This window comes from Streptomyces pinistramenti, from assembly GCF_020564935.1.
GTDB lineage: Bacteria > Actinomycetota > Actinomycetes > Streptomycetales > Streptomycetaceae > Streptomyces > Streptomyces pinistramenti.
Genome location: NZ_JAJCXB010000011.1, coordinates 1 through 21,631, shown reverse-complemented (window position 1 = coordinate 21,631; position 21,631 = coordinate 1). Strand labels below are relative to the sequence as shown.

General features: G+C 70.1%; 26 protein-coding genes. 11 read left to right on the top strand and 15 right to left on the bottom strand.

Features of this window, described 5'->3' with window-relative positions; all coding sequences use genetic code 11:
• Window positions 1-22 precede the first annotated feature (22 nt).
• Both LIU39_RS10655 and LIU39_RS10650 read right to left on the bottom strand, forming a co-directional pair.
• A complete protein-coding gene (locus tag LIU39_RS10655; RefSeq protein WP_227046398.1) occupies window positions 23-319 on the bottom strand; it encodes a DUF397 domain-containing protein in 297 nt (98 codons plus the stop codon).
• Window positions 300-1,157, bottom strand: a complete 858-nt coding sequence (locus LIU39_RS10650; protein WP_227046397.1) for a helix-turn-helix domain-containing protein — start codon at window positions 1,155-1,157, stop codon at window positions 300-302. Before LIU39_RS10650 ends, LIU39_RS10655 begins: the two co-directional genes overlap by 20 nt.
• A 111-nt stretch (window positions 1,158-1,268) precedes the next feature.
• Here LIU39_RS10650 and LIU39_RS10645 point away from each other — a divergent pair, with 111 nt between their 5' ends.
• On the top strand, window positions 1,269-1,490 hold the full coding sequence (locus LIU39_RS10645; protein WP_227046396.1) for a hypothetical protein: 222 nt from the start codon (window positions 1,269-1,271) through the stop codon (window positions 1,488-1,490).
• Window positions 1,487-1,945 carry an ATP-binding protein gene (locus LIU39_RS10640; protein WP_227046395.1) on the top strand — a complete coding sequence of 153 codons (459 nt, stop codon included), beginning with the start codon at window positions 1,487-1,489 and terminating at the stop codon, window positions 1,943-1,945. Before LIU39_RS10645 ends, LIU39_RS10640 begins: the two co-directional genes overlap by 4 nt.
• Window positions 1,946-2,055: 110 nt before the next feature.
• On the opposite strand, the gene LIU39_RS10635 is transcribed toward LIU39_RS10640, so the two are convergent.
• A complete protein-coding gene (locus LIU39_RS10635) occupies window positions 2,056-2,772 on the bottom strand; it encodes a TetR/AcrR family transcriptional regulator (RefSeq protein WP_227046394.1) in 717 nt (238 codons plus the stop codon).
• 140 nt (window positions 2,773-2,912) lie between these two features.
• Between LIU39_RS10635 and LIU39_RS10630 the strand changes: the two genes are divergently transcribed.
• Window positions 2,913-3,797: an alpha/beta fold hydrolase gene (locus LIU39_RS10630; protein WP_227046393.1), complete on the top strand. Its 885-nt coding sequence runs from the start codon at window positions 2,913-2,915 to the stop codon at window positions 3,795-3,797.
• Window positions 3,798-3,857: 60 nt separating this feature from the next.
• Window positions 3,858-4,223 carry a DUF6624 domain-containing protein gene (locus LIU39_RS10625; protein ID WP_227046392.1) on the top strand — a complete coding sequence of 122 codons (366 nt, stop codon included), beginning with the start codon at window positions 3,858-3,860 and terminating at the stop codon, window positions 4,221-4,223.
• Between the two features lie 96 nt (window positions 4,224-4,319).
• Here the strand turns inward: LIU39_RS10625 and LIU39_RS10620 are convergent, their stop codons facing one another.
• The 5 genes from LIU39_RS10620 to LIU39_RS10600 form a co-directional block, all read right to left on the bottom strand.
• Window positions 4,320-5,657 (bottom strand): dicarboxylate/amino acid:cation symporter, encoded by a 1,338-nt coding sequence (locus LIU39_RS10620; protein ID WP_372463839.1) that lies wholly within the window; start codon window positions 5,655-5,657, stop codon window positions 4,320-4,322.
• Window positions 5,658-6,117: 460 nt separating this feature from the next.
• Complete coding sequence (locus LIU39_RS10615; protein ID WP_227046390.1) at window positions 6,118-6,408, bottom strand: DUF4229 domain-containing protein; 291 nt, start codon at window positions 6,406-6,408, stop codon at window positions 6,118-6,120.
• A gap of 106 nt (window positions 6,409-6,514) precedes the next feature.
• Window positions 6,515-7,039 (bottom strand): GNAT family N-acetyltransferase, encoded by a 525-nt coding sequence (locus LIU39_RS10610; RefSeq protein ID WP_227046389.1) that lies wholly within the window; start codon window positions 7,037-7,039, stop codon window positions 6,515-6,517.
• Between the two features lie 65 nt (window positions 7,040-7,104).
• Complete coding sequence (mqnE, locus tag LIU39_RS10605; RefSeq protein WP_227046508.1) at window positions 7,105-8,271, bottom strand: aminofutalosine synthase MqnE; 1,167 nt, start codon at window positions 8,269-8,271, stop codon at window positions 7,105-7,107.
• Between the two features lie 156 nt (window positions 8,272-8,427).
• Complete coding sequence (locus LIU39_RS10600; RefSeq protein ID WP_227046388.1) at window positions 8,428-8,886, bottom strand: Lrp/AsnC family transcriptional regulator; 459 nt, start codon at window positions 8,884-8,886, stop codon at window positions 8,428-8,430.
• Window positions 8,887-9,009: 123 nt separating this feature from the next.
• Here LIU39_RS10600 and LIU39_RS34875 point away from each other — a divergent pair, with 123 nt between their 5' ends.
• Window positions 9,010-9,141, top strand: a complete 132-nt coding sequence (locus tag LIU39_RS34875) for a hypothetical protein (RefSeq protein WP_264482662.1) — start codon at window positions 9,010-9,012, stop codon at window positions 9,139-9,141.
• Here LIU39_RS34875 and LIU39_RS10595 read toward each other — a convergent pair.
• Window positions 9,138-9,860, bottom strand: a complete 723-nt coding sequence (locus tag LIU39_RS10595) for a UbiX family flavin prenyltransferase (RefSeq protein ID WP_227046387.1) — start codon at window positions 9,858-9,860, stop codon at window positions 9,138-9,140. The genes LIU39_RS34875 and LIU39_RS10595 overlap by 4 nt on opposite strands.
• A gap of 113 nt (window positions 9,861-9,973) precedes the next feature.
• On the opposite strand from LIU39_RS10595, the gene LIU39_RS10590 reads away from it, so the two are divergent.
• Window positions 9,974-10,564 (top strand): rhomboid family intramembrane serine protease, encoded by a 591-nt coding sequence (locus tag LIU39_RS10590; protein ID WP_227046386.1) that lies wholly within the window; start codon window positions 9,974-9,976, stop codon window positions 10,562-10,564.
• 78 nt (window positions 10,565-10,642) lie between these two features.
• Complete coding sequence (locus tag LIU39_RS10585) at window positions 10,643-11,239, top strand: DUF4870 domain-containing protein (RefSeq protein ID WP_227046385.1); 597 nt, start codon at window positions 10,643-10,645, stop codon at window positions 11,237-11,239.
• Window positions 11,240-11,349: 110 nt separating this feature from the next.
• On the opposite strand, the gene mqnP is transcribed toward LIU39_RS10585, so the two are convergent.
• A complete protein-coding gene (gene mqnP, locus LIU39_RS10580; protein WP_227046384.1) occupies window positions 11,350-12,279 on the bottom strand; it encodes a menaquinone biosynthesis prenyltransferase MqnP in 930 nt (309 codons plus the stop codon).
• Window positions 12,276-13,733 carry a menaquinone biosynthesis decarboxylase gene (locus LIU39_RS10575; RefSeq protein ID WP_227046383.1) on the bottom strand — a complete coding sequence of 486 codons (1,458 nt, stop codon included), beginning with the start codon at window positions 13,731-13,733 and terminating at the stop codon, window positions 12,276-12,278. The genes mqnP and LIU39_RS10575 overlap by 4 nt, the downstream gene beginning before the upstream one ends.
• Before the next feature lie 88 nt (window positions 13,734-13,821).
• Here LIU39_RS10575 and LIU39_RS10570 point away from each other — a divergent pair, with 88 nt between their 5' ends.
• From LIU39_RS10570 to LIU39_RS10555, 4 genes are all read left to right on the top strand, one after another.
• Complete coding sequence (locus tag LIU39_RS10570; RefSeq protein ID WP_227046382.1) at window positions 13,822-14,232, top strand: PLD nuclease N-terminal domain-containing protein; 411 nt, start codon at window positions 13,822-13,824, stop codon at window positions 14,230-14,232.
• Between the two features lie 202 nt (window positions 14,233-14,434).
• Complete coding sequence (locus tag LIU39_RS10565; protein WP_227046507.1) at window positions 14,435-14,863, top strand: nucleoside deaminase; 429 nt, start codon at window positions 14,435-14,437, stop codon at window positions 14,861-14,863.
• Window positions 14,864-14,938: 75 nt separating this feature from the next.
• Window positions 14,939-15,517 carry a DUF4291 domain-containing protein gene (locus tag LIU39_RS10560; protein WP_227046381.1) on the top strand — a complete coding sequence of 193 codons (579 nt, stop codon included), beginning with the start codon at window positions 14,939-14,941 and terminating at the stop codon, window positions 15,515-15,517.
• 189 nt (window positions 15,518-15,706) lie between these two features.
• Window positions 15,707-17,134, top strand: coding sequence for an alkaline phosphatase family protein (locus LIU39_RS10555; protein WP_227046380.1), 1,428 nt, complete (start codon window positions 15,707-15,709; stop codon window positions 17,132-17,134).
• Between the two features lie 61 nt (window positions 17,135-17,195).
• Here LIU39_RS10555 and ccsB read toward each other — a convergent pair whose 3' ends face one another.
• The 4 genes from ccsB to LIU39_RS10535 are packed head-to-tail and all read right to left on the bottom strand — an operon-like array spanning window position 17,196 to window position 21,524.
• Window positions 17,196-18,281 (bottom strand): c-type cytochrome biogenesis protein CcsB, encoded by a 1,086-nt coding sequence (gene ccsB, locus LIU39_RS10550; protein WP_227046379.1) that lies wholly within the window; start codon window positions 18,279-18,281, stop codon window positions 17,196-17,198.
• Complete coding sequence (gene resB, locus LIU39_RS10545; protein WP_227046378.1) at window positions 18,278-20,140, bottom strand: cytochrome c biogenesis protein ResB; 1,863 nt, start codon at window positions 20,138-20,140, stop codon at window positions 18,278-18,280. The genes ccsB and resB overlap by 4 nt, the downstream gene beginning before the upstream one ends.
• Before the next feature lie 3 nt (window positions 20,141-20,143).
• Window positions 20,144-20,905: a cytochrome c biogenesis CcdA family protein gene (locus LIU39_RS10540; RefSeq protein ID WP_372463838.1), complete on the bottom strand. Its 762-nt coding sequence runs from the start codon at window positions 20,903-20,905 to the stop codon at window positions 20,144-20,146.
• 4 nt (window positions 20,906-20,909) lie between these two features.
• The gene (locus LIU39_RS10535) at window positions 20,910-21,524 is read right to left on the bottom strand and encodes a TlpA family protein disulfide reductase (RefSeq protein WP_227046377.1); all 615 of its coding nucleotides are present in this window, start codon (window positions 21,522-21,524) and stop codon (window positions 20,910-20,912) included.
• Between the last annotated feature and the right edge of the window lie 107 nt (window positions 21,525-21,631).

Genomic DNA, 21,631 nt, shown 5'->3' with positions numbered 1-21,631 from the left:
CCGTCGCGTCGCCGGGACTCGCCTACGCCGTGAGGCCGTCCGCCTTGACCGCCGTGACGAAGTGGTGCCAGGCGCCCGCCGGGATCATGAGCGCCGGACCGCCGGGAGCCGCCTTGGAGTCGCGGACGGGGACGAGGCCGGGGAGGTTGTCGGCGATCTCGATGCAGTCGCCACCATCGCCGTTGCTGTAGCTGCTCTTACGCCAGTGGGCCGCGCCGATGAACTCCTCGGCCACTTCGATGCAGTTGCCGCCGTCGCCGTTGCTGTAGCTGCTCTTGCGCCAGAAGGCTGTGCTCAAGTCAGTCTCGGTGCTTGCCATTTCCGTAGTCCTCTGCTGCTTCGTCGATCAAGGCGAGGGACGCCTCCGGGGACAGTGCGGCGGCCCTGAGCCGATCGTATGCCTTGCGGTACTGCTTCACGAGGGCCGGATCGTCGACGATCTGGCCGTGGTACGGCGCCTCCGTGTACATGAACGGCGGCTCGTCGCTGAACTCCATGAACGTCAACGACAGCGCCATGAAGGGCCGGGTAGCCGCATTCCACGGCAGGACCTGTGTCGGCACCCGACCTGATCGCGCCAAGGACGCGATATGGCTCAGCTGTTCCGCCATCTCCGACGATGGCAACATCGGGTCGGGGTCCTGCACCAGGGACGCGTGCAGGATGACCCAATACTCTGGCCTTTTCGGGTCGTTGAAGAGTTCCGCTCGCTCCATTCGGGCGCGAACCTTCGCGTCGGCCTCCTCTCTCAGGTCCAGCGGATGAGTGGAACGGATGACGGCCCGCGCGTACGCCTCGGTTTGCAGCAATCCAGGAATGAACGCGCTACTCCACTCCTCGATCACCCGCGCCCGCTTCTCCGACTCCGCGATCGGCGCGAAGTAACTCGCATGCGCCCCCTGGCGCGCCTTGCGTACGTCCTCGCAGCGTCGTTCGAAGAAGCCGTCCGTCTCCAGGAAGCGGTCGACGTGGCGGGCCAGTTCCAGCGGCATGCGGCGGGTGCCGCGTTCGATTTCGCTCAGATAGCTCGGCGCGAAGAAGCTGCCGTCGACGGTCCCTTGGAGAGTGCGGCCCGCCGCCTCCCGCTTCCAGCGCAACTCCTTGCCGTAGAAGGCAGGGACGCTGGACGACCCGTCAATGTTCTTAGGTGCAGGCATGGTTCACCGTTCCACGGTATGCGCAGTGGGGCCTGAATTCCTTTTCACGCTACTCCCCGTGACGGCACGCTGTGACCGGTTCATCACGATGCGCACAGGAAGGCGTACGCCATGTCCGAGCACCACCACCGCCCCTCCCCCGATGACGTGCACGAGTGCACCGAGGCGCTGCGTAGCGCGCTACGGGAGAACGGGATCACCCTGCCGTCGCTCGGGGTCGAGCTGCCGGCGTTCGCGGGGGCCTATCACGCGCCGCTCGTCGCGCTCGGTAACTGCAATGCGGCGACGGCTCTGCGGCTGGCCGATGCGCTGCGGAAGGCAGCGGTGCGGTGAGGACGACGCTGGTCATCGAACTGCTGGCGGTTCCGGGGGCGGTCCGTGGCGTGCGGCGGGCGCTGCGGCGGCACCTCGGGGACGCGGGCGGGGCGGCGCAGCTGTGCGTCAGTGAGCTGCTGAGCAACGTGATCCTGCACGTCGGGGAGGGGGCACCGGTCACGGTGCGGGTGTGCGGGGAGGGGGACGGGCGGACCCGGATCGAGGTGACGGATCCGGATCCGTACGGGATGCCGGTGCGGCGGTCGGCCGCGCGGGACGAGGAGGGCGGGCGCGGGACAGCGCTGCTGGAGGCCGTTTCGCTGGGGTGGGGTGTGTGGCCTGCGGCGGGGTGCAAGACCGTGTGGTGCGAGGTCGCGGTGGCGGAGCGGGCGGCCGGGGAGCAATCCCCGGGCGGAGAGAAGTCGTCCCCGTGCCACCTCCCCCACAGAGGTGACACGGGGCTCCCAGTCTGACGCGCCGCGGAGCCCGGCTCCAGAGGAGGGAACGGGTTTCTTACGCCGGAGTCAGGTGTGGTGGGGCCGGTGCGGCTCCTGGGGCGGCCGGGGTGCGCCGCGGCCGCGCGCTACGACGCCGCCGCGTCCGCTCCCGGCTCCCCGTCCGGCCCCGGCCCCCCGGGGGCCCAGCGTTCGCCGCCCATCAGGCGGCCGAGGCCGGCCCAGGCGAAGTTCATCAGAGTGGCCGCGGTCTCCTGCGCCGACGGCCGCTCCCGCTCCCCCGCGCCGTCGGTATCCGTGTCCGGGGACACATTGGCCCACTCCGCCAGCGACTCGGCCGCGCCGACCAGTGCGTGCGCCAGGCTCGCCACCTCGCGTTCGGCCAACTCGCCGTCGCAGCCCGCCTCTTGGGCTGCGGCGCTGATGAGTCCGGTCACGAAATCGGCGATCTCGGCCCGCATCACGGCCACTTCGCGCACGAACGGCTCGCCCTGGGTACGCGCCTGCTGGTGCAGCACCGCCCAGCCGTCCGGATGCTCGGCGGTGTGCGCGAAGAAGCCCTTCAGGCCGCTCCACAGCTGCCGGTCGGCCGCCACATCCGGCTCGACGGCCGCGGTGACGGCCTCGACCAGCGCCGCCGACTCGCGCCGGATGACCGCGCTGAACAGCTCTTCCTTGGAGTTCAGGTAGAGGTAGACCAAGGGCTTGGAGACGCCGGCAAGTTCGGCGATCTCGTCCATCGAGGCGGCCCGGTATCCGCGTCGCGCGAAGGTGGCCACCGCCGCATCCATCATCTGCTGCTCGCGCACCGCTCGCGGTACGCGTTTGCCCTTCACCGCACCCACGCCGAACGCCCTTCCGTTCCACCCCTCCACCCGCAAGGGAAGTTTACGATCTTCCGCCCGCACACCCCTTCCCTTGACGTGCCGTCCAGCCATACGAGACGATACGTCTCGTTACGTTGCGACGGTCCAGGAGGCCACCCATGCAGCAGTTCATCGAAGCCGCCCCCGGTGTCCGCCTGTGGACCGAACAGTCCGGCGCCCCCGACGCGCCCCCGCTGCTGCTGGTCATGGGCGCCCAGGCGTCCGGCCTCGGCTGGCCCGACCCGTTCGTCGAAGCGCTCGCCGCACGGCACCGCGTGATCCGCTACGACCACCGCGACACCGGGCGCTCCACCTGGTCGTTCGCCGACAACCCGTACCGCATCGCCGACCTCGCCCAGGACGTCATCACCATCCTGGACGCACTCGGCATCGACCGGGCCCACGTCGCCGGCATGTCCCTGGGCGGCATGCTGACGCAGATGGCACTCGCCGACCGTCCCGAACGGTTCCTCAGCGCCACCCTCATGTGCACCATGGCCCTGAGCACCCGCCCGTACACCGCCCCGGACGGCACCGAGATACCCGTCGCCGACCTCCCCGGCATCGCGCCCGAGGTGCTGGAGATGTGGGCCGGACCCGTCGAGGACCACGGCCTGGAGGCCGAACTGGACCGCCGCACCCAGCACTGGCGGGTCCTCAGCGGCAACCAACTCCCCTTCGACGCCGCGTACTTCCGCGCCCAGGAACGCCGGATCATCGAACACACCGGCCGCTACGACACTTCGGCCGCCCCCGGCGCCGCCGACGACTCCGGCATGCTGCGCACCGAAGCCCTGGCCGCCAACCGCGTCCCCACCCTCGTCATCTCCGCCCCCGCCGAACCGGTCTTCCCGCCCCCGCACCCGCAGCACATCGCCCAGTCCCTCAACGCCACCCACCTCACCGAAATCCCCGGCATGGGCCACGCCCTCCCCCCGGCCGTACACGCCCCTCTCGCGGCAGCCGTCCTGGAGCACACGGGGGCGGTGGTGGCGGGGAATTGAGGGGCGCGGGCCGGTCGGGCGCGGGGGGCTGCGGCCGCGCTGACGGATGAGCTTGTGCGGATGGCCGCGGCGGACCAGCGGGCCTCGGTGCACGCGAACGGGGAGGAACCGGCCGGGCAATTGGCGTGGCGTCGGCTGACCGCGCAGCACGCCGACCGGCAGCTCGATGTGCAGCGGCGCGCGCTCCGGATGATGGCGCGGGCGGTGGCTGCGGGTTCGGCCGACCCTCGTGAGCTGGCCTTTCTGTGCGACCGCACGCTGGTCAACGAGGGGCGCAAGCAGGTCTACGGCACCCAGATCGCCGGCGTGCGGGACGGCTCGCCCCTGCCGTGGCCCTGCGAGGAACCCGAGCGCATGGACGCACTGCGGGCCGAGGTGGGCATCGAGCCCTTCGACGCGTACGTCGCCAAGTTCTCGACGGTCTGACGTACCCCGCCGGCCCACCGGTGCGACCGGGCATACGGATGCGCCCCGGTCCTTGCCGCTGAAGGATCGGGGCGCGTGCGTACCGCAGGCTCTGAACTACGCGGCGGCCGCCGCCGGTACGGGGACCTGCTCGTCCGCGCTGTCGGCGGCCTCGTCCTCCAGCCGGCTGCCGTGTGCCCGTGCGTAGGCGTCGCGGTCCAGGATCTTTTCCTTGGCGGAGACCAGGATCGGGATCACCGACTGGCCCGCCACGTTGGTGGCGGTGCGCATCATGTCGAGGATCGGGTCGATGGCCATCAGCAGGCCGACGCCCTCCAGGGGCAGGCCCAGGGTGGAGAGGGTCAGGGTCAGCATGACGGTCGCGCCGGTGAGCCCTGCGGTGGCGGCGGAGCCGATGACCGAGACGAAGGCGATCAGGACGTAGTCGCCGATGCCCAGCGGGACGTCGAAGATCTGGGCGATGAAGATCGCGGCGATTGCCGGGTAGATCGAGGCGCAGCCGTCCATCTTGGTCGTCGAGCCGAACGGCACCGCGAAGGAGGCGTACTCCTTCGGCACGCCGAGGCGCTCGGTGACCTTCTGGGTGACCGGCATGGTGCCGACCGACGAGCGGGAGACGAAGGCCAGCTGGATGGCGGGCCAGGCGCCCTTGAAGAACTGGAGCGGGTTGACCTTGGCGACCGTCGAGAGCAGCAGCGGGTAGACGCCGAAGAGGACGAGGGCGCAGCCGACGTAGATGTCGACGGTGAAGGTCGCGTACTTGCCGATGAGGTTCCAGCCGTACGTCGCGATGGCGTGACCGATGAGGCCGACGGTGCCGATCGGGGCGAGGCGGATGACCCACCACAGGGCCTTCTGGAGCAGTTCGAGGGCGGACCGGCTGATCTTGAGGACCGGTTCGGCCTTGTCGCCGAGCTGGAGGGCGGCGATACCGACGACGGCGGCCATGAAGACGATCTGCATGACCTGGAGTTCGGTGAACGGCGTGATGATGTCGGTCGGCACGATGCCGGTGAGGAAGTCGATCCAGGAGCCGGCGTGTTCGGGGGCCTTGCCGTCCTTGGGGGTCAGGCCGGTGCCCGAGCCGGGGTTGGTCAGCAGGCCGATGGCCAGGCCGATGGCGACCGCGATCAGCGACGTGGCCATGAACCACAGCAGGGTGCGGGTGGCGAGCCGGGCGGCGTTGTTGACCTGCCGCAGGTTGGTGATCGACACCAGAATCGCGAAGAAGACCAGCGGGGCGACGGCCAGCTTCAGGAGCTGGATGAAGAGGTCGCCGATGTGCTCAAGGGTGGACGTCAGCCAGCCGACGTCGCCGCTCTTGGCGATCCAGCCGAGCAGCACGCCCAGGACGAGGCCGGCCAGGATCTGGACCCAGAACGGAATCTTCGGTATTCGGGAGGACTTGGATGTCTTGGGAGCCTCTTCGGACACAGCGGACTCAGACGTGGACAACGGACACACTCCGGGGACAGGTCAGGCGTCGGGAAAACGGCGGAAGAGCGCCAGGAGGTCCGTTACGCGGATCTCCGGCCGCGGCGAGCAAGGTCAGCGGCGGCAACAGGCCGCGGACAGACAGCGGCAAAGATCGACGTGCAGGCGCGCCACGAGCGGGACGCTCATGGGGAACGAGGGCGCGGCTGCTGTCTTCATGACAAGTACGTTAACACTCGAACTTTGGGGAACTCAAAGAAAATCTTTGGGCAGGCCACTACCGAGCGGGACGAAAACGGCAGGCGCCCCACCGCGGAGGGGAAACTCCACGGTGGGGCGCCTGTGTTGGTGCGTGCGGTGTGAGGAGGCCGACACCGGACCCGTCAGCAGGAAGGGCGGCAGCCGCCCCTCGTCCGCCCGGTCCGGCCGCCCGGTTCCGGCGCGGCGTGCGGGGACCGGGTCAGAGGAGGCCGTCCTCCTGGCTGCGGTTGGCGGCGAGGCGCTCGCGCTGGCGGTCGACCTTGTCGACGATCTGCACGGACATCGCGTCCCGCTGCTTGCGCAGCAGCACGAAGCTGAGCGGCGCGGAGATCACGATGGCGAGCAGCAGCAGCCAGACGGCGTTCGCGCTGCCGACGCCGAGCGGGATGATCCGGAAGTAGGCCAGCACCCACACCAGCGCGAAGCAGGCGCTGAAAAGGCCGATGCGAAGTGCGGTGTAGCGGAGTGTGGCGAACTTGGGGCTGCTCACGGGGCGGAACCTTCTTCTCAACGGCAACCAAAGGGTCGCCAACCAGTCAAGCACAGCGCCACTGGCGATCTTCCGTCCCCCCGGCGGCTGTTCACCGCGGGCCCGGTCAGTGCAGCTCACGCCACATCGTGATGTCGTCGCGGACGTCGTCGTCGGCGACCTTGATCGCGCCCGGCACCCGGCCGACCTCCTTGTAGCCGCACGCGGCGTAGAAGCGCGATATGCCGGTGCCGCCGCGGCAGGTGAGGCGGATGCCGGTGATGCCGTCGATGCTCCGGGCGGCGTCGTCGACCGCGTCCATCAGCGCGCGGCCCGCGCCCTGCCCCTGGAGGGAGGGGTGGACCATCACGGTGTAGACCCACAGCCAGTGGCGCATCAGGCGGTGGGAGTTGAGGGCCAGGAACGCCGTGGCCACCGCCCTGCCGTCCGCGTCGCGGCCCACCACCAGGCGCTCGCGGCCCTCGGCCATCGCCGTCAGATGCGTCAGCAGATCGGGGCGTATCTCCTCGGGCGTCACCGGCGGGACGAAGCCGACCGCACCGCCGGCGTTGGAGACGTCCGCCCACAGGGTGAGCAGTCCGTCGCGCAGTTCCGGGGTGACAGAAGGGTCCAGGTCGAAGCGCACGCTCATGACCTGGACCCTAACGCCGACCACTGACAGCGCCCCCGGCCGGGACCGGGGCGCAGGTCAGCAGGTCACACGCGCATCGCCTGCGGCGACTCGCGGCGGTCCGGGTCGGGGCCCGGGTACTCGCGGATCGCCTCGTAGCGGGTGTTGCGCTCGACGGGACGGAATCCGGCGTCGCGGATCAGGTCGAGCAGGTCCTCGCGGGTGAGCTTGTTCGGCGTGCCGTAGTTGTCGGCGTCGTGCGTGATCTTGTACTCGACGACCGAGCCGTCCATGTCGTCCGCGCCGTGCTGGAGGGCGAGTTGCGTGGTCTGGAGGCCGTGCATCACCCAGAAGCACTTGACGTGCGGGACGTTGTCGAAGAGGAGGCGGGAGACCGCGAAGGTCTTCAGCGCCTCGGCACCGCTGGCCATCGTCGTGCGCGCCTGGAGCCGGTTGCGGACCTTGCCGTCCTGCATGTCCACGAAGTCGTGCTGGTAGCGCAGCGGGATGAAGACCTGGAAGCCGCCGGTCTCGTCCTGGAGTTCGCGCAGGCGCAGGACGTGGTCGACGCGGTGGCGGTGCTCCTCGATGTGCCCGTAGAGCATCGTGCTCGGGGTCTTGAGGCCCTTTTCGTGCGCGAGGCGGTGGATCCGCGACCAGTCCTCCCAGTGGGTGGCGTGGTCGACGATGTGCTGCCGCACCTCCCAGTCGAAGATCTCGGCGCCGCCGCCGGTCAGCGACTCCAGGCCCGCGTCGATCAGCTCGTCGAGGATCTCGGATGCCGACAGGCCGGAGATGGTCTCGAAGTGGTGGATCTCGGTGGCGGTGAACGCCTTGAGGGAGACCGTGTCGGGCAGCGCCTCCTTGAGGGCGCTGAGCGACCGCGGGTAGTAGCGCCACGGCAGCGTCGGGTGCAGGCCGTTGACGATGTGCAGCTCGGTGAGGTTCTCGCCCTCCATCGCCTTGGCGAGGCGGACGGCCTCCTCGATGCGCATGGTGTACGCGTCCTTCTCGCCCGGCTTGCGCTGGAACGAGCAGTAGGCGCACGACGCGGTGCACACGTTGGTCATGTTGAGGTGACGGTTGACGTTGAAGTGGACGACGTCGCCGTTCTTGCGGGTGCGCACCTCGTGCGCGAGGCCGCCCAGCCATGCCAGGTCGTCGGACTCGTAGAGGGCGATGCCGTCCTCGCGGGTCAGCCGCTCCCCGGCGTGGACCTTCGCTTCCAGCTCGCGCTTGAGGCCCACATCCATCGACGCAGCCATCCGGTCGCCTCCCAGTCTCTGCCGTATCTGCCCCGTTTCGGTGCCGGAAACGGGCCTGCCCGAGCCTACTCCCCCGTCAGCTGAGCGGGCGGGGCCCCCTGCGGGGCCCCGCCCCTCGCAGCCCCGGCCAGGGGGTGGCGGCCGCTACTCGACCTCCTCGGGAAGCTCGCCGACGCGGTTCTCCCACTTGGTGGAGAGCACGATGGTGGTGCGTGTACGGGAGACGCCCTTGGTGCCGGACAGCCGCCTGATGGTCGTCTCCAGGCCGTCCACGTCACCGACCCGCACCTTGAGCATGTACGAGTCGTCGCCGGCGATGAACCAGCAGTCCTCGATCTCGGCGAGGTCGCGCAGCCTGCGTGCGACGTCCTCGTGGTCGGCGGCGTCCGAGAGGGAGATGCCGACCAGTGCCGTGACGCCGAGCCCGAGGGACTTGGCGTCGACCGTCGCGCGGTACCCGGTGATCACGCCGGCCGCTTCGAGGCGGTTGATCCGGTCCGTGACGCTGGGCCCGGAGAGGCCGACGAGGCGGCCGAGCTCCGCGTACGAGGCCCTCCCGTTCTCGCGAAGTGCCTGGATGAGCTGCCTATCCACCGCGTCCATGCCCTCTAGCCTTCCAATCTTTACGCAAATTCGAGTTCTACATGTAGAATCTAAGGCACACAGGGCTCGACGCCCTGTGATTCTTCCAAATGATCAACGACGATCTTCACAGGAGTTGTCACCGTGTACTCGATCGAGATGGCCTACGCCCGCATGCGCGAGCTGCAGGACCAGGCCAATCGTTCACGTGCCCACCAGCCCGCGGCCCCGCGGGCCCGGCGCCGCCTCGGGCGCGCCGCCACCAAGAAGCGCTAGGGCGCAGCGGGGGGCTCCCCCAGGGAGCCACCCCCCAGTTCCCCCTCCCAGCGCCGGTACAGACCGTGCGGCACATCCGCCGCATCGAGCACCCGGCCCGCGACGAAATCCACCAGATCCTGGATATGTCTCGCGCCCGCGTAGAACGCAGGAGAGGCGGGCAGCACCACGGCGCCCGCCTCGTCCAGCGACACCAGATGCTTCAGCGTCGGCCCGTTCAGCGGGGTCTCCCGCACCGCGACCACCAGCGGCCTGCGCTCCTTGAGCGTCACGCTCGCCACCCGCTGGAGCAGGTCCTTCGAGAGTCCGAGCGCCACCCCGGCGACACATGCCGTGCTCGCCGGGACGATCAGCATTCCCTTCGCCGGATACGACCCGGACGAAGGACCCGCCGCCAGATCACCGGCCGGCCAGTACCGCACATCGGCCAGCTCCGCCTCGCGCACCGCGAACGTCTCCGGCTTCCCGTCCGCGCCACGCGCCAGCCACTCCCGCAGATCCGGCCGCCAGTGCGCGTCACGGAACGCGATCCCGGTCTCGTCGAGCAGGGTCAGCCGGGACGCCCGGCTCACGACCAGGTCCACCGCCTCCCCCGCCGCGAGCAGCCCGCGCAGCACGGACGCGGCATACGGCGTCCCGGACGCGCCGGAGATCCCGACGACCCACGGGCGGCGCCGACCGGGGTCCTGCTGACTGGTGTCGATGGGCGAAGGCTCCACGACATCGAGCCTAGCCGCCGGAACCGCCGGCCCGTCACGGCCGTTCTCCCTCATGAACCCGCTCGCCCGCCACACCCGGAAGACGCCGGAAAGAAGCAGAGGAAGGCCAGAAGATGAGCCGCGCCAAGCCCGCGATCTTCCTGATGCTGGGCTGGATCGGGCTGCTCTGGCTGCTGGAGGGTGTCGACACCGTCAGCGGGCACGCCCTGGACACCTTCGGCATCCAGCCGCGGGATCTCGGCGAGCTGGCCGACGTGATACCCGCCGCCTTCCTCCACTTCGGCTTCGGCCACCTCGCCGCCAACACCCTGCCGCTGCTGCTGCTCGGCTTCATCGCCGCGCTGCGCAGCGGGGTGCGCCGCTTCCTGGGCGTCGTCCTGCTGATCATCCTCACCAGCGGCCTGGGCGTCTGGCTGACCGCGGCCCCGCACAGCAACACCGCGGGCGCGTCCGGCGTCGTCTTCGGCCTCTTCGGCTACCTCCTCGTCCGCGGCTTCATCGACCGCAAGATCCTCGACATCGGCATCGGCGCGGCAGTCGCGGTCCTCTACGGCTCGATCGTCTGGGGCGCGCTGCCGACCGACAGCGGGATCAGCTGGCAGGGCCACCTGTTCGGGCTGCTGGGCGGCGTGCTGGCCGCCTTCGCGTTCCGGAGCAGGCCCCGGGCCGACGCGGCCGGCGCCGCTGTCGGACCCGTCCCGTAATCTCTGGGGAACGGGAGCCGCAGGGCCGCTGAGGCGGCGCCACGGCGGGCACTACGCAGCGCACACGGGGTGAGCAGGATGTCGGATTACCAGCAGCCGGGATACGGATACGGGCCGCAGCAGCCGTACGGCGGCGGTCCGGGATGGCAGAGCGGCCCGCCCCCGAACGGCTACGGCTACCCGTCGGCCCCCGCGTACGGCACGGACCCCGGCTACGGCACCCAGCCGCCCCCGCCGTCGACGAGCGCCGCGATGTGGGCGCACCTCGGCGCGCTGCTGACGGTCACCGCGGGCTCGATGATGTGCTGCGGCCTCGGCGCGTTCGCCGGCTGGATCGCCCCGATGTCGGTGCGCGGCGGCGAGCGCAACAAGCACGACAGGTACGTCCGCCACCACGCCACCGAGGCCCTGAACTTCGGCATCACCCAGGCCCTCGTGGCGGCACTCGGCACACTGCTGTACTTCGGCACGATGCTCGTCTACGGGCTCGCGGCGAACGAGGCACAGCGCGCATCGGCCGGCCTCGCGATCCCGATGCTGACGGTGATCGCGATGATGGGCGTCTACGGCATAACGGGCGTGGTCTGCGCGATCATCGGCACGGTGAAGGCGACCCGCGGCGAGTGGTGGACCTATCCGCGGCTGATCGCCTGGCCGATGGTCAAGGCGGCCTGAGAGCCTGCTGTCCGAGCCTCGCCCGGCCGCCGCGTACGTGCCCCGGGCCCGGCCCACGGGAAAGGGCGGGGCCGCGCGGCCCCGCCCTTGGTGTCACGGATAACGGCCCGTCAGACCGTCAGCCCACGGACCAGCAGATCGGCCAGCGCGCAGACGAACAGCGCGATGCCGATGAAGCCGTTGACGCTGAAGAAGGCCCGGTTGAGCCGGGACAGGTCGTGCGGCCGGACGATCGTGTGCTCGTAGAGGAAGGCCCCGGCGACGATCACCAGGCCGATCCAGAAGCACACCCCCGCATCGGTGGCCAGCGCGTACCAGACCAGCAGTGCGGTGGTGACGGCATGGCAGGCGCGGGCACCGTGCAGCGCCGCCGGGATGCCGAAGCGGGCCGGCACGGACTTCACGCCGTGCGCGCGGTCGGCCTGCACGTCCTGGCAGCCGAAGATCAGGTCGAAGCCGCCGATCCAGACGCCGACCGCGAGGCCCAGGATGACCGCGTCCCACGACCAGCTGCCGCTGATCGCGATCCACGCGCCGACCGGGCCGATCGCCTGGGCGAGACCCAGGATCGCGTGCGGGAAGTTCGTGAACCGCTTGCCGTACGGATAGACCACCATCGGGATCACCGCGACCGGCGCCAGCGCCAGGCACAGCGGGTTGAGCAGCGCGGCGGCGGCGAGGAAGACGACGACGGCGATCAGCGCGCCGGTCCACGCGGACTTCACCGAGACCGCGCCGGTGACCAGTTCGCGACCGGCCGTGCGCGGGTTACGGGCGTCGATCTCGCGGTCGATGATGCGGTTGGCGGCCATCGCGAACGTCCGCAGCCCGACCATCGCCACGGTCACCAGCAGCAGCCGGCCCCAGTGGATGGTGCGGTCCCACTGGTACATCGCGGTCAGCGAGGCGATGTAGGCGAACGGCAGGGCGAAGACCGAGTGCTCGATCATCACCAGGCGGAGGAACGCCGACACCCCTCCGCGTACGCGCGGGGCGGGTGGGTTCGCGCCGCCCTCCACGGGGATCGCTTCGCCGCTCACAGGCCGTACTCCTTCCAGCGCTTGGTCACCCGGTCACGGACGGCCGGGTCCGACTCGACCATGTCCGGCCAGCCGCCGTCTCGCGTATACCCCTCTTCGGGCCACTTCTCCGTCGCGTCGATGCCCGCCTTGCCGCCCCAGAACTGCTGGTAGGAGGCGTGGTCGAGATGGTCGACGGGGCCCTCGACGACGGTCAGGTCCCGGGCGTAGTCGGTGTTGCCGAGCGCCCGCCAGGACACCTCGTGGAGGTTGTGGACGTCGCAGTCCGCGTCAACCACCACGATCAGTTTGGTCAGCGACATCATGTGCGCGCCCCAGATGGCGTGCATGACCTTCTGCGCGTGCTTGGGGTACTTCTTGTCGATCGAGACGATCGCGCAGTTGTGGAAGCCGCCGGACTCGGGGAGGTGGTAGTCCACGATGTCCGGGACGATGATCTTGAGGAGCGGCAGGAAGAAGCGTTCTGTCGCCCGGCCCAGCGGCCCGTCCTCGGTCGGCGGGCGGCCCACCACGATGGACTGGAGCAGCGGCCGCTTGCGCATCGTGACGCAGTCGATGGTCAGCGCGGGGAACGGTTCCTGCGGCGTGTAGAAGCCGGTGTGGTCGCCGAACGGGCCCTCGGGCAGCATCTCGCCGGGTTCGAGCCAGCCCTCGATGACGACCTCGGCCTGGGCCGGGACCTGGAGCGGGACGGTCTTGCAGTCCACCATCTCGATCCGCTTGCCCTGGAGGAAGCCCGCGAAGAGGTACTCGTCGATGTCACCGGGCAGCGGAGCGGTGGACGCGTAGGTCACGGCCGGGGGGCAGCCGAAGGCGATGGCGACCGGCAGGTTCTCGCCCCGCTTGGCCGCGACCTGGTAGTGGTTGCGGCTGTCCTTGTGGATCTGCCAGTGCATGCCGATGGTGCGCTTGTCGTGGCGCTGGAGGCGGTAGAGGCCGAGGTTGCGGACACCCGTTTCGGGGTGCTTGGTGTGCGTGAGGCCGAGGTTGAAGAACGAGCCGCCGTCCTTCGGCCAGGTGAACAGCGCCGGGAGCAGGTCCAGGTCGACCTCGTCGCCCTTGAGCACGACCTCCTGGACGGCCGCGTCCTCGCCCTTCACCTTCTTCGGCGGGACGTGCGTCATGCCGGCCAGCTTGCCGAACGCCTCCCGCATCCCGACGAAGCCCTGCGGCAGCTCGGGCTTGAGCAGGCCGCCGATCCGGTCGCTGATGTCGCTGTACTCCTTGAGGCCGAGTGCCTTCAGGAGCCGGCGGTCGGTGCCGTAGACGTTCATGGCCAGCGGCATCGCCGAGCCCTTGACGTTCTCGAAGAGCAGGGCCGGGCCGCCCGCCTTCTGCACCCGGTCAACGATCTCGCCGACCTCCAGATAAGGGTCGACCTCGGCCTTGATGCGCTTGAGGTCGCCCTCCCGGTCGAGCGCGCGCAGGAACGAGCGAAGATCGTCATAAGCCATACGTCCCAGTATCGGGTACGCACTACCCTGGACGGGTCACCGGGCCCCGCAGCGGGCCCGCCACCGCGTCCAGGGGGATCTTCACGCCATGCTCAGGTATCTGCCCTTCCTCTTGGTGCTGGCGCTGTGGATCTACGCGTTCATCGACTGCGTCAACACCCCCGAGTCCCAGGTCCGCGGGCTGCCCAAGGTCGTCTGGGTGCTCATCATCCTGCTCTTCGGCGAGGTGCTGGTCGGACCGATCGTCTGGCTGGTCGCCGGCAAGGTCCGGCAGCCCGCCGACGGCAGCGGCACCCCGCACCGCAACCACCGCACCAGGTGGGTGGCGCCCGACGACAACCCCGAGTTCCTCAAGTCGCTCAAGGACGAGAACAAGAAGGACGAGTCGCTGCTCAAGGACTGGGAAGCCGACCTGCGCCGCCGCGAGGACGAGCTGCGCCGCAAGGAGGGCGGCTCCCCGAACGGTCCCGAGGAGACGCCGCCGCCCACCCAGAGCTGACCGGCGGCACAAGGGGCGTCCGGCCGCCCGTCGGCCGCCCGTCGGTGCGCACCTCTGAGAGGCTTGCGCCATGGACCAGGGACCGGAGCACGGACGGCAGGGCATGGCGCAGGACCGCGACGCCCTGCGGCTGCACGGCGACGACGGCCGCGCACCGGACCTGCCGGGCGACCCGCGGCACCTCCAGGAGCACTCCCGCACGATGCTGGCGACGGCACTCGCCGAAGCACGCGCCGGACTCGGCGAAGGCGGCATCCCGGTCGGCGCCGCCCTCTACGGCCCGGACGGCACCCTGCTCGGCCGTGGCCGCAACCGCCGGGTCCAGGACGGCGATCCGTCCGCGCACGCCGAGACCGCGGCCTTCCGCGCGGCAGGACGGCAGCGCAGCTACCGCGGCACGACGATGGTCACCACGCTCTCGCCCTGCTGGTACTGCAGCGGCCTGGTACGGCAGTTCGGCATCTCCCGGCTGGTCGTCGGCGAGGCCAGGACGTTCCACGGCGGACACGACTGGCTCGCCCGGCACGGCGTACGGATCGTGGTGCTGGACGATCCGGAGTGCGCGGCGATGATGCGGGACTTCATCGGCGCGCATCCGGCGCTGTGGAACGAGGACATCGGCGCCGAGTGAGCCGGCGCCGCCGGAGCGCCGGGCGCGCGCAATCCGGTGGCCCGCACCCGCCGCGCTGCGGCAGGCTGATCCGCCATGTCCCCTGATCACACCCCACCGGCCACCGAACCCGTGCGCCGCGTCCGTGCCCTGCACACCACCAGGACCGTCACCGTCCATCAGGCGTACGCGCCCGAACTTGGCGTTCCCGCCGCCCGCGACGGGCGCTTCCCCGCGGCCTGGAAGCGGGAGCGGATGACCTGGATCAAACCGTCGTTCCTGTGGATGATGTACCGCTCCGGCTGGGGCACCAAGCCCGGCCAGGAGACCGTGCTCGCCATCGAGATCGACCGGGCCGGCTTCGACACCGCGCTGCGCACGTCCTGCCTCTCGCGCTACGACCCCGACGTGCACACCGACCGCGCCACCTGGCAGCGGCAGGTGAAAAAGTCGCCGGTACGGGTGCAGTGGGATCCCGAACGGGACCTGCTGCTGCGGCCGTTGGGCCACCGCTCGCTGCAACTCGGCCTGTCCGGGGACGCGTCCGGGCGCTACGCCGACGAATGGACGACCGGCATCACGGACGTGACGCCGCTGGCCCACGAGATCCACGCCCTGGTGCGGGCCGGTAACACAGCGGCCGCCGCCGCGCTGCTGCCCGACGAGCGTCCCTAACCTGCGCCACCCGAAACTCCCGCACTGCACCAATCGGCGTACATGTCGTAGCTTTTCCCAGCCAACTGGCGCCTGTTCATAGCCATTTGACACATAGTTCAGCCATCTCCCCCTGCCCGTGCAACCCACCCGCCGAGACAGTCGGGTCGTCCCACTGCGGTCTCACGCGACACAGGGAGAGTGCCACCTATGCCCGATATGACCCGACGCAGACTCCTCGGTTCCGCCGCCGGCGCGATCGGCGGCGCCACGGCGCTGTCGCTGCTGCCTCCGAGCGTCCAGAAGGCCGTGGCCGCAGGGCCGCCCCGGCACGGCGGGCTGGGCGACATCGAACACGTCGTCCTCCTCATGCAGGAGAACCGGTCCTTCGACCACTACTTCGGCACCCTGCGCGGCGTCCGGGGCTTCGCCGACCCGGACGCGCTCACGCTCTCCGACGGCCGTTCCGTCTTCCACCAGCCGGACGCGGTGAACCCGGACGGCTACCTGCTGCCGTTCCGCCTCAACACCCACACCTCCAGCGCCCAGGCCATCCCGTCCACCAGCCACGCCTGGTCGGTCCAGCACGAGGCATGGAACGGCGGCAAGATGGACCGCTGGCTGCCCGCGCACCGCAAGGCCGACGGCGTCAACGGGCCGTACGTGATGGGCTACCACAACCGCCAGGACATCCCCTTCCAGTTCGCCCTCGCCGAGGCTTTCACGCTCTGCGACAACTACTTCTGCTCGGTCTTCGGGCCGACCTGGCCCAACCGGCTGTACTGGATGACCGGCACCCTCGACCCGGGCGGCAGGCACGGCGGCCCGATCCTCAACAACACCGCGCCGAAGCCGTACCGCTGGACGACGTACGCCGAGCGCCTGGAGGCGGCCAAGGTCAGCTGGAAGGTCTACCAGGAGGAGGACGACTACGGCTGCAACCTCCTGGAGCAGTTCCAGAACTTCCGGAACGCCAAGCCCGGTGAGGCGCTGTACGAGAAGGGGGTGCGGCCGCAGCCGGCCGGCACGTTCGAGGACGACGCCCGCAACGACCGGCTGCCGGCGGTGTCCTGGCTGATCCCCACCAGCCACCAGTCCGAGCACCCGGACTACCTGCCGGCCGCCGGCGCCGACTTCGTCGCCAAGAAGATCGAGGCCATCGCGTCCAACCCCAAGGTCTGGCGCAAGACCGCCTTCATCCTCAACTACGACGAGAACGACGGGCTCTTCGACCACGTGCCGCCGCCCACCCCGCCGGCCGGCACTCCGGACGAGTTCGTCGGCGGCCTGCCCATCGGCGGCGGCTTCCGCGTGCCCTGCATGATCATCTCGCCGTGGACGGTCGGCGGCTGGGCGGCGGGCGACCCGTTCGACCACACCTCCGTGCTCCAGTTCCTGGAGCGCTTCACCGGTGTCCACGAGCCCAACATCAGCAACTGGCGGCGGTCCACCTTCGGCGACCTGACCTCGGCGTTCGGCTTCCGGAACGCGGCGCACCGGCCGCCGCGGCTGCCGCACGACACCGCGCGGCAGCTGGCCGAGGCCCAGTGGGACGTGGCGCATCTGCCCAAGCCGGCGCTGCCGGGCGGCGGCCAGCACCCGCCGCGCCAGGAACGCGGCGGGCGCAAGCGCCGCTGACCCCTGGAAACGCGTCGGAGGCGGCCCGTCCGCGGGCCGCCTCCGGTGTACCGACGGGGGATCAGACTCCGGCGTAGGAGTGCAGACCGGTGACGAAGATGTTCACGCCGTAGTAGTTGAAGAGGTAGCAGCAGAACGCGATCAGGCCCAGCCAGGCGGCCTTGCGGCCCTTCCAGCCGGCGGTGGCGCGGGCGTGCAGGTAGCAGGCGTAGGCGACCCAGGTGATGAAGGACCAGACCTCCTTGGGATCCCAGCCCCAGTAGCGGCCCCAGGCGGCCCCGGCCCAGATGGCGCCCGCGATGATGGTGAACGTCCACAGCGGGAAGACCGTGGCGTTGACGCGGTAGGCGAACTTGTCGAGCGAGGAGGCGGCGGGCAGCCGCTCCAGCACCGAGGTCGCGAACGCGCCCGGCTGCTTGCCCGTCGGGTCGGCGAGCTTGGCTTCGTAGCGGTCGCGGAAGAGGAAGAGCAGCGTCGCGACGGCACCGAGGTAGAGCACCGCGCCGGAGATGATCGCGCAGCTGACGTGGATCCACAGCCAGTACGAGTGCAGCGCGGGCACCAGCTGGTCGCTGGCGGTGTAGAGCACGGACACGGCCAGGCCCAGGTCCAGCAGCACCGTGGTGACCAGCGGCAGGCCGATCCAGCGGACGTTCTTCTTGAGCGCCAGCAGGATCAGGTACGCGCTGACCGCGACCGCCGCGAAGGTCGTGGAGAACTCGTACATGTTGCCCCAGGGGGCCCGCTGTACGGACAGCGCGCGGGTGACCACACCGCCGACGTGCAGCGCCCAGGCCAGGACGGTCAGCGAGATGGCGATCCGGCCGTAGAGGTCGCCCTTCTCGGTGCCGCCGGCCGCGCCGGGCCCGTCCGGGACGTCGCGGCTGCCGGGCGCCGAGCGGGTGATGACCTTCGGCCGCTCCAGCACCGCCGTGCCGCCCTTGGCCGCCGTCCGTACGGCCACCGCGGCGGGCGCCTTCGCCTGGCCGGTCAGCGCAGCGGCGGTGCGGCCCACCTTGCTGCGGCTGCCGAACACCCACTCTGCCATGTGCGCGAGGAAGGCCAGGGTGTAGACAGCCATCGCCGAATAGACCAGCAGATTGCTGTTGTGCGCCAGTGTCTCGTTGGCTGCGGCCGCGATGTTCACGCGCGCGCTCCTTCGGAGGGATCAGCAGGTTCGGCGGAGTCGGTGGGCTGCGCCGGGACTTCGGGTTCGGGGCCTGCGGAGGGGTGCGCCCCGGAGCCGCCGTCGGTGCCGGGGGCGGCGTCCGGTCCGGCGTCCGCCGCCGTCTCCGTCTCCGTCTCCGTCTCCGTCTCAGGCTCCGGATCCGGCACCGCGGGGGCGTCGGGTGCCAGCGCCACGGCCAGGTCGGCGATCTCCTCCGGCAGCCGGGCCGACTCGCTGCGGCCCAGGCCCGCGATCTCGACGACGGTGACGCCGTCGGCGCCGCGTACCGCACGGACCCAGACCCTGCGGCGCTGGATGAACAGCGAGCCCGCCAGGCCCAGCAGGACCGCCACCGCCCCGCCCAGCGCGAGCCCGTTGCCCGGCTGGTGGGTGATCTTGAAGCTGGCCCAGGTCTTGACACCCTTGAAGGTGATCGACCCGTCGCCGTCGGGCAGCTTCATCGTCTCGCCCGGCAGCATCATCTTCGCCAGCTTCTTGCCCTTGGCGGAGTACTGCTTGAGGTTCTTCTGGTCGAGCTGGTAGACGCTCTGCGGCAGCCCGGAGTCCAGGCCGAGGTCGCCGTGGTAGGCGGTGAGCGTCAGCACCGGATAGTCCAGCGCGGGGAACTGCGAGAACATCGACCCGGAGCCCTTGCCGCCGAACGTCGGCACGAAGAAGCCCTGGAAGCCCAGCTGGTTGCGCTTGCCGTCCTTCGTCTCCGCGCCCGGCACCTTCACCACACCGGTCGAGGTGAAGTTCTTCGGGTCCTGCGTCAGGAAGGGCACCGCACCGTCGTAGACGACCTTGCCGCGGCCGTCCTTGACGCTGACCTCCGGCGCATAGCCGTGGCTGAGCAGGTAGATCTTGGAGCCCGCGATCTCAAGCGGCTCGTTCACCTCGATCGAGGTCCTGTGCTCCTTGCCGTCCGCGCCGGTGTAGTACGTGACGTTGGCCCGGAAGGTGCGCGGGGTGCCGCGTTCGGGACCGGTCCGCTCGTACGTCGCGTCGAACTTGTCGAGCGTGAAGCCGTACGGCTCCATCGTGTCCGTGTCGAAGAACGGCCCGGACTTGAAGTCGTCGTACTGGGTGAGGCTGTTGGCGAAGCCGTCGCCCTCGGTGACCAGCTTGCCGCCCTCGGACTTCCACAGGCTGCCGACGGCGAACGCGACCAGCAGCACGATCAGCGCGAGGTGGAAGACGAGGTTGCCGACCTCGCGCAGGTAGCCCTTCTCGGCCGCCACCGCCGTACCGGCACGGTCGGCCCGGAACCGGCGCTTCTTCAGCAGCCTGTGGGCCGCGCCGAGCACCGCGTCGGGGTCGGCCTCGGTGCGCCAGGTCGTGTACGCGGGCAGCCGGGTCAGGCGGCTGGGCGCGCCCGGCGGGCGGGCGCGCAGCTGCCCGACGAACTGCCAGGTGCGGGGCACGATGCAGCCGATGAGGGAGATGAACAGCAGCAGGTAGATCGCGGAGAACCACACCGAGCTGTAGACGTGGAACATCCCCAGCTTGTCGTAGATCCCGGAGAGCGTCGGATGGTCGGCCTTGAAGGAGTCGACCTTGACCGGGTCGATGCTGGTCTGCGGAATCAGCGAGCCGGGGATCGCCCCGATCGAGAGCAGGAAGAGCAGCAGCAGCGCGACCCGCATCGAGGTGAGCTGCCGCCAGAACCACCGCGCCCAGCCGACCGGGCCGAGCGAGGGGAAGCTGATCTCTTCCTTGGGTGCGGTGGAGAGCTGGGATCCGGCCGCGCCGAGATCCGTGCCCGCGTCCCCCGCCGGCTGCGCGCCGGTCTCCGGGCCCGAGCCCGGGTCGCGGGGGGTGTCGGTCTTGGTGGACATCAATCAGATCCCAACGGTGAAGCTTTGCGTCCAGCTCTGCAGCTCGGACATCAGGCTGTCCCAGACGCCGGTGACCAGGAGGATGCCGAGCGCGACCATCATGCCGCCGCCGGCCCGCATCACCCACACGTAGTGGCGCTTGACCCAGCCGAACGCGCCGAGCGCCCGCCGGAACGCCAGCGCCACGAACACGAACGGCAGGCCGAGGCCCAGGCAGTAGACGACGGTCAGCAGGGCGCCGCGGCCCGCGCTGGCCTGGTTGAACGCGAGGGTGTTGACGGCGGTGAGGGTGGGGCCCAGGCACGGCGTCCAGCCGACGCCGAAGAGCACCCCGAGCACCGGCGCGCCGACCAGACCCATCGTGGGTTTCCTGTGGAAACGCAGCTCGCGCTGGCCGAAGCGCTTGAGCACACCGGCGAAGGCCAGCCCGAGCAGGATCATCAGGCCGCCCAGGACACGGGAGATGATCTCCTTGTTGTCCTGGAGCCGCTGCCCGAAGAACCCGAAGAGCGCGCCGCCGGAGACGAAGACGGCGGTGAAGCCGAGGACGAACAGCAGGGCGCCGGCCAGCATCCGGCCGCGCTTGGCCTCGGCGAGGTCGGTGCCCGTGACACCCGTGACGTAGGACATGTAGCCCGGTACGAGCGGCAGTACGCAGGGCGAGAAGAAGGAGACCAGGCCGCCGAGCAGCGCGACGGGCACGGCGGCCAGCAGGGCGCCGGTCAGGACGGTCTGGTTCTGCGTGGCGGCGGCGAGCGCGATCACTGGATCACTTCTCGGCGATCAGCGGCTTGATCATCTTGCGCAGGTCGTCCTCGGCCAGCGGACCGATGGACCGCGCGGCGATCCTGCCGTGCCGGTCGATGGCGATCGTGGAGGGAATCGACTGCGGGTTGAGACTGCCCTTCGGGAAACGCAGCATCAGCTTCCCGGTCGGGTCGAAAAGGCTCGGATACGGCATCTTGTGCTGATCCTCGAAGCTCGTCGCCTGGGACTTCTCGGAATCCCGGGTGTTGATCCCGACGAACTGGACGCCCTTGCCCTTGGTGTCGTTGGCGACCTCGGCGAAATTCGGCGCCTCGGCGATGCACGGCCCGCACCACGATCCCCAGACATTGAGGACGACGACCTTGCCGCGGTAATCCGCGATGTCCAGCTGCTTTCCTCTGGTGGTCTCACCGGAGATGTCGGGCGCTTTCTGCCGGTCGCCCGCAGCGACCGTGGCGACGCCGTTCTTTCCCTGGACGAACCGGGTCTGCGCCGAACCGCCCGACGTGCCGTCCCCGCAGGCGGTCAGCGTCAGCGACGCGAGCGCGGTCCCCGCGGCGAGCAGGGTGATGCGACGGCGGCCGGTGAGGCGGCGAGGGGCGCGGCAGGCACTCATGTGAAAAGTTTCGCATGGGCGGATTCCGGATCTTCCGCACCCCCCTCGCCCCGACAGGTTCCCCGCAAAGCGCCATGTCACAGCGGTGGGGGGGCGGGGGGCCCGCC

Excerpts from the sequence above, each read along its gene's own strand:
- LIU39_RS10655 (WP_227046398.1), bottom strand. The coding sequence starts at position 319 with ATGGCAAGCACCGAGACTGACTTGAGCACAGCCTTCTGGCGCAAGAGC.
- LIU39_RS10650 (WP_227046397.1), bottom strand. The coding sequence starts at position 1,157 with ATGCCTGCACCTAAGAACATTGACGGGTCGTCCAGCGTCCCTGCCTTC.
- LIU39_RS10645 (WP_227046396.1), top strand. The coding sequence starts at position 1,269 with ATGTCCGAGCACCACCACCGCCCCTCCCCCGATGACGTGCACGAGTGC.
- LIU39_RS10630 (WP_227046393.1), top strand. The coding sequence starts at position 2,913 with ATGCAGCAGTTCATCGAAGCCGCCCCCGGTGTCCGCCTGTGGACCGAA.
- LIU39_RS10625 (WP_227046392.1), top strand. The coding sequence starts at position 3,858 with ATGGCCGCGGCGGACCAGCGGGCCTCGGTGCACGCGAACGGGGAGGAA.
- LIU39_RS10610 (WP_227046389.1), bottom strand. The coding sequence starts at position 7,039 with ATGAGCGTGCGCTTCGACCTGGACCCTTCTGTCACCCCGGAACTGCGC.
- mqnE (WP_227046508.1), bottom strand. The coding sequence starts at position 8,271 with ATGGATGTGGGCCTCAAGCGCGAGCTGGAAGCGAAGGTCCACGCCGGG.
- LIU39_RS10600 (WP_227046388.1), bottom strand. The coding sequence starts at position 8,886 with ATGGACGCGGTGGATAGGCAGCTCATCCAGGCACTTCGCGAGAACGGG.
- LIU39_RS10590 (WP_227046386.1), top strand. The coding sequence starts at position 9,974 with ATGAGCCGCGCCAAGCCCGCGATCTTCCTGATGCTGGGCTGGATCGGG.
- LIU39_RS10585 (WP_227046385.1), top strand. The coding sequence starts at position 10,643 with ATGTCGGATTACCAGCAGCCGGGATACGGATACGGGCCGCAGCAGCCG.
- LIU39_RS10575 (WP_227046383.1), bottom strand. The coding sequence starts at position 13,733 with ATGGCTTATGACGATCTTCGCTCGTTCCTGCGCGCGCTCGACCGGGAG.
- LIU39_RS10570 (WP_227046382.1), top strand. The coding sequence starts at position 13,822 with ATGCTCAGGTATCTGCCCTTCCTCTTGGTGCTGGCGCTGTGGATCTAC.
- LIU39_RS10565 (WP_227046507.1), top strand. The coding sequence starts at position 14,435 with ATGCTGGCGACGGCACTCGCCGAAGCACGCGCCGGACTCGGCGAAGGC.
- LIU39_RS10560 (WP_227046381.1), top strand. The coding sequence starts at position 14,939 with ATGTCCCCTGATCACACCCCACCGGCCACCGAACCCGTGCGCCGCGTC.
- LIU39_RS10555 (WP_227046380.1), top strand. The coding sequence starts at position 15,707 with ATGCCCGATATGACCCGACGCAGACTCCTCGGTTCCGCCGCCGGCGCG.
- resB (WP_227046378.1), bottom strand. The coding sequence starts at position 20,140 with ATGTCCACCAAGACCGACACCCCCCGCGACCCGGGCTCGGGCCCGGAG.
- LIU39_RS10535 (WP_227046377.1), bottom strand. The coding sequence starts at position 21,524 with ATGAGTGCCTGCCGCGCCCCTCGCCGCCTCACCGGCCGCCGTCGCATC.